This is a genomic window from Cellvibrio fibrivorans (assembly GCF_031457055.1).
GTDB lineage: Bacteria > Pseudomonadota > Gammaproteobacteria > Pseudomonadales > Cellvibrionaceae > Cellvibrio > Cellvibrio fibrivorans.
Genome location: NZ_JAVDVX010000016.1, coordinates 1 through 4,510, shown reverse-complemented (window position 1 = coordinate 4,510; position 4,510 = coordinate 1). Strand labels below are relative to the sequence as shown.

Genomic DNA, 4,510 nt, shown 5'->3' with positions numbered 1-4,510 from the left:
CACACGCGGGTCAACGCGGCGGTCAGTGTGGTTTTACCGTGGTCAACGTGACCAATGGTGCCCACATTAAGGTGGGGTTTGTTACGTTCAAACTTTTCCTTCGCCATTGCGAGCGCCTCCTCAGACGTAGATAACAATTACACAGATAAAAAAGCTGCGAGAGACTATCCCTCGCAGCATATATGGAGCTCATAAGCAGATTCGAACTGCTGACCTCACCCTTACCAAGGGTGTGCTCTACCAACTGAGCTATATGAGCCAAAACATCACAAAATTTGGAGCGGGTAGCGGGAATCGAACCCGCGCCATCAGCTTGGAAGGCTGAGGTTCTACCATTGAACCATACCCGCTTAAATCAGATATTGGCCACTAGCTCACAGGCTTTAACCTGCTCTCACACCTTGGCATGAGATAAATATGGTGCAGGGGGATGGATTCGAACCATCGAAGCTTACGCGTCAGATTTACAGTCTGATCCCTTTGGCCACTCGGGAACCCCTGCCGAAAACCGCCGGCATTTTCCGGCCCACATTACTGACTGTCAATCTATTTTTTTAACAAATTCACAGAGTTACAACACAACAACAATCAAAATTGGAGCTGGCGAGAGGAATCGAACCCCCGACCGGCTGATTACAAGTCAGCTGCTCTACCTACTGAGCTACGCCAGCTTTTTGACCACGGCTGTTTGTGGAGGCAGAATTCTAGTGAAACATTTACTGGGAAGCAACACCTAAACAGAAATTTTGTCTCTTTTCCAAGGTGGATTCTTTAGTTAATAAGTCAGCCCATACGCTTTCGTCTATTTTTTCAGCAAAACCCGCATCAATTACAACCCACGTCTCTTGAATCATTTTTGGCAACATCTTTATATCTACTTCATAACCTTGCTTTTTGATCTCCGCAGAGCGCGCTTCCGCTTCGGCATAATCTGCAAAACGCCCAAATGAAATGCCATTTGTTAGCTCCCCCTTGGTAATTACGTGACTCTCTATATTTTTCTTCTGCAGCTCGTATAAACGGCGCAGCGCTTCTTTTTCAGACACTTCCGGTTTCAAGTAAACCCAGTAGGATTCACCCTCTTTTATTTCAACTGGTGTGATGTGCGCAACAGCCCCTAAAGCAACCAAGCGCTCCACCGCATATTCGGCCTGTAGCAGCTGGCCATAGGGGCCAATCATGGTGCAAAACTCAGCATCCGGTTTTTCGCTGCTGGCAGCGGGCGACTCCATTTTCACTTCTGACCTTACCCTTGCCTGCAACTTTGAAACATCTTCTTGCTCAGCCAATAGCTGCAACCCACCTCCAGCAGAAACCTCCGTCTTCACTTTCGCATCAGGAGCAGCTTCGTTTTTGGCAACGAAGAGGTATTGATAGCCAAAAAAGACGAGATTTGCTGCCAATAACAAAATAAAAATTGCCCGCATTCTTTACTCCAACCCTTGGGGATAATCCAAAACACAAGCAAGTCCGTCCAATACCAAATCCGGAACCACCCGTGCTTGCGGATAAAAAGGCAACAACTTAGCCGCGTCACCTCCTGTAAATATCATTTGGAACCCGGCATTGTGATCGAGCATATGCAATTGCTTCACCCCGTTATCAATTAGCCCCGTCAACATGGCCGCGCAGGCAGAGTAAACTGCGTCAGATGTTGCCAAAGCAGGCGACAAGCTCAGCACAGGAGCCATATCATTCAATTTTATCTGGCGAGTTCTGGAGGTGAGCGAATCTAGCATAAGATTTAACCCCGGTGCTATGAACCCACCCAGATGCTTACCATCTTGTGCCACCAAATCCACAGTAATAGCAGTGCCGCACGAAACCACAATGCATGCACTGGCTGCGAGCCTATAAGCAGCCACTATCCCCAACCAACGATCTACACCCAACATTTGAGGCTCACGATAGCCGTTACGCACAGCTCCGCAAGCAGCGTCGCTGCGCACAAAGACGAGGGGCAATTTCAAATATTCCATAGACCAATCGGCAAGTTTTTGCTCCAGCAAGCCACCCACTACACTTGCGACAACTACTGAGTTTATCGCGGTGCGGTAAGGCTCGATTTCATCTAACAATAGATCCAGCGGAGCCTCAATACCTATTGCACCTTGAACCAGCACCAAACGTTGATCAAGGATGCGCCACTTCAGGCGCGTATTACCCATATCTATTTCAAGAATCATATACACGCCTCAAGGATATTTCGCCGCCATGGAAAATTTCCCTCCCGATCGCCGTTTCCAACACCAGCGCGCCAACTTCATTAACGCCAACACAGATCCCATTACAGACATTATTACCGTTGCGCAACTCCACCATTTGACCTGCATGCGCATTAAATGATTGCCACTCGACACAATAATCGGCAAAACCCGTCTGCTCATAACCATTGAGCACCAATAGCAACTCATCAATTAAAGCCGCAACCAATTGATTGCGCGACACACAGGGGAGCCCCTGCTGCTCAACAATAGTGCGCAAATCTATCCAAGACTGCGTTATTACGTGAGCCGAATCATCGTCCATAGCGACATTGATACCCACGCCTATAACCACCTGACAGTAACCAGCAGGATCGCCAGTCATTTCAATTAATACGCCAGCAAGTTTGTGATCCTGATAAAGCACATCGTTGGGCCATTTCAATTGCAGACCAGCAACACCATAGCGCTGCAGTGTGCGCACAATCACCAAACCTACAGCCAAACTCAAGCCTTCAAGTGCAGCAACACCGCCCTCAAATCCCCAGCCAATAGAACAATAAATGTTTTGCGCAAACGGACTCACCCATACGCGCCCCCGCCGTCCGCGGCCCGCACTTTGCGACTCCGCCAAACAAACCTGCAAGGCAGGATCGGCGTGACGCATAAGATAGGCGTTGGTTGAATCTATTTGGGGAAATAGATTCAACTTAATCGGCAAGGATGAATGTATCTGCGCCCCTATCTTTTCAAGATCGAGTAAATCCAGGCCGCCATCAATACAATAGCCACGACCTTTAATGGAAAGCAGCTTGATCCCCAAACCTTCCAATTTTTGCAAATGCTTCCAGACAGCAGCGCGACTTACCCCCAACAAGAGCCCAAGCTCTTCTCCTGAATGAAATTCTCCATCCGCAAGTAACACCAGTATCTGCCGCAGGGAACCTGCCTCCAAAGTATTCGCTTCAGACATGATAAGCGCCTGCCAGATACTCACGCTGGTATCGCGCGCCAAGACTGGTTAAAATTTCATAGCCCAAGGAGTTATTTTTTTTACTCAAATACTCCAGCGAAAGCGAAGAATTAATTACCTCTATCGACTGTCCTAGCAATTGATCCCCCAACACGCCGAGCGCGGAAATATCAAACATTGTGGAGTCCATCGACATACGACCAACAGTTTTTACCAACTGCCCATTTAAATATCCCTCAGCTTGCAGCCCTACAGTACGATGTAAGCCATCAGCATAACCTCCAGCAACAACCGCTACAAAAGCGCCTTCAGGTAAAGCGACGCTACTGCAGTAGCCTATCGCCGCCTCAGCCTCAAGTTTCCGCACCTGGACAATCGGCAGCGAAAGATGCACAACCGGCAACATAGGATTGGGAGTATTTGGCACGGGATTAATGCCATAAAGCGCTGCACCTGGGCGCAGCAAATCAAAATGCCATTTATCCCCCAAAAAAATACCTGATGAATTTGCAAGACTAAAACGAAGATTGGGTAAAAGGGGGAGCATCAGCTGGGCACAATTTGAAAAAAGATTTAACTGATGTAGGTTAAGTGGATGGTCGCGCTCATCAGCACAGGCAAGGTGACTCATCAGCAACACAGGGTGGGTTGCAAGCAGCAAAGTTTTATCGCTGCACAATAATTCAAACTCGCGCACATCAAGCCCGAAGCGAGTCATTCCTGTATTTATTTTTATTGCAGATGAAGCATTAGAGCCAAAATTGGTATTTGCTTTGGCCCAGCGATTAACTGCGGAGAGCGAACAAAGAACAGGGATTAGATTTGACTCAATTAGCAGAGACTCATCTCCAGCCCGAATACCGCCCAAGACATAAATAATCGTATCAGGGGGCAAAAAACCTCTAGCAGCAAGCGCCTCATCTATTGAAGCAAAAAAAAACTCTCGGCAGCCGACCGTATAAAGCGCATTACCAACTTGATCCGCCCCCAAGCCATAGGCGTTTGCCTTGATAACACCTGCAACTTTGGCACCTGTGCCAATGGATTGCAACTTGAGCCAATTAGACTGAATAGCAGCAAGATCAATAGTCAGCACAGAATTAAAACCTTGTCGATTAGGTGGCTAAGAGAGACCGCATCTAAGCAGAGCGCCGCCACAAAATCCACCGTTTTTACCGCCCGTCTCAATCCAGGATAAAACAAGGAAAAAATATGTATCAAATGCAGAAATACAAAATAAAAAACGCCCTGCAGTTACCTGAGGGCGTTTTTAGTATTAGAAGCTTGACGATGACCTACTCTCACATGGGGAGACCCCACACTACCATCGGCG

The 4,510-nt window shown here is 47.8% G+C and carries 5 protein-coding genes and 4 tRNA genes; all 9 read right to left on the bottom strand.

All coding sequences use genetic code 11. From position 1 onward, the window contains the following. On the bottom strand, positions 1 to 107 hold a 107-nt coding region (locus J2X05_RS21005), incomplete at its 3' end, for a GTP-binding protein (protein ID WP_310076382.1). A gap of 76 nt (positions 108 to 183) precedes the next feature. After that, positions 184 to 259: transfer RNA gene (locus J2X05_RS21000), tRNA-Thr, on the bottom strand. A gap of 17 nt (positions 260 to 276) precedes the next feature. After that, positions 277 to 350: transfer RNA gene (locus J2X05_RS20995), tRNA-Gly, on the bottom strand. Between the two features lie 68 nt (positions 351 to 418). Next, positions 419 to 502 (bottom strand) — tRNA-Tyr (locus J2X05_RS20990). A 93-nt stretch (positions 503 to 595) separates the two neighbouring features. Further along, a tRNA-Thr gene (locus tag J2X05_RS20985) sits at positions 596 to 671 on the bottom strand. A 45-nt stretch (positions 672 to 716) separates the two neighbouring features. Then, entirely contained in the window at positions 717 to 1,427 is a 711-nt protein-coding gene (locus J2X05_RS20980) for an SPOR domain-containing protein (RefSeq protein WP_310076379.1), read from the bottom strand. Between the two features lie 3 nt (positions 1,428 to 1,430). Further along, positions 1,431 to 2,186, bottom strand: coding sequence for a type III pantothenate kinase (locus J2X05_RS20975; RefSeq protein ID WP_310076377.1), 756 nt, complete (start codon positions 2,184 to 2,186; stop codon positions 1,431 to 1,433). Continuing rightward, positions 2,176 to 3,177: a bifunctional biotin--[acetyl-CoA-carboxylase] ligase/biotin operon repressor BirA gene (birA, locus tag J2X05_RS20970; RefSeq protein WP_310076374.1), complete on the bottom strand. Its 1,002-nt coding sequence runs from the start codon at positions 3,175 to 3,177 to the stop codon at positions 2,176 to 2,178. Before birA ends, J2X05_RS20975 begins: the two co-directional genes overlap by 11 nt. After that, positions 3,170 to 4,273 carry an alanine racemase gene (alr, locus tag J2X05_RS20965; protein ID WP_310076372.1) on the bottom strand — a complete coding sequence of 368 codons (1,104 nt, stop codon included), beginning with the start codon at positions 4,271 to 4,273 and terminating at the stop codon, positions 3,170 to 3,172. Before alr ends, birA begins: the two co-directional genes overlap by 8 nt. Positions 4,274 to 4,510: the final 237 nt, after the last annotated feature.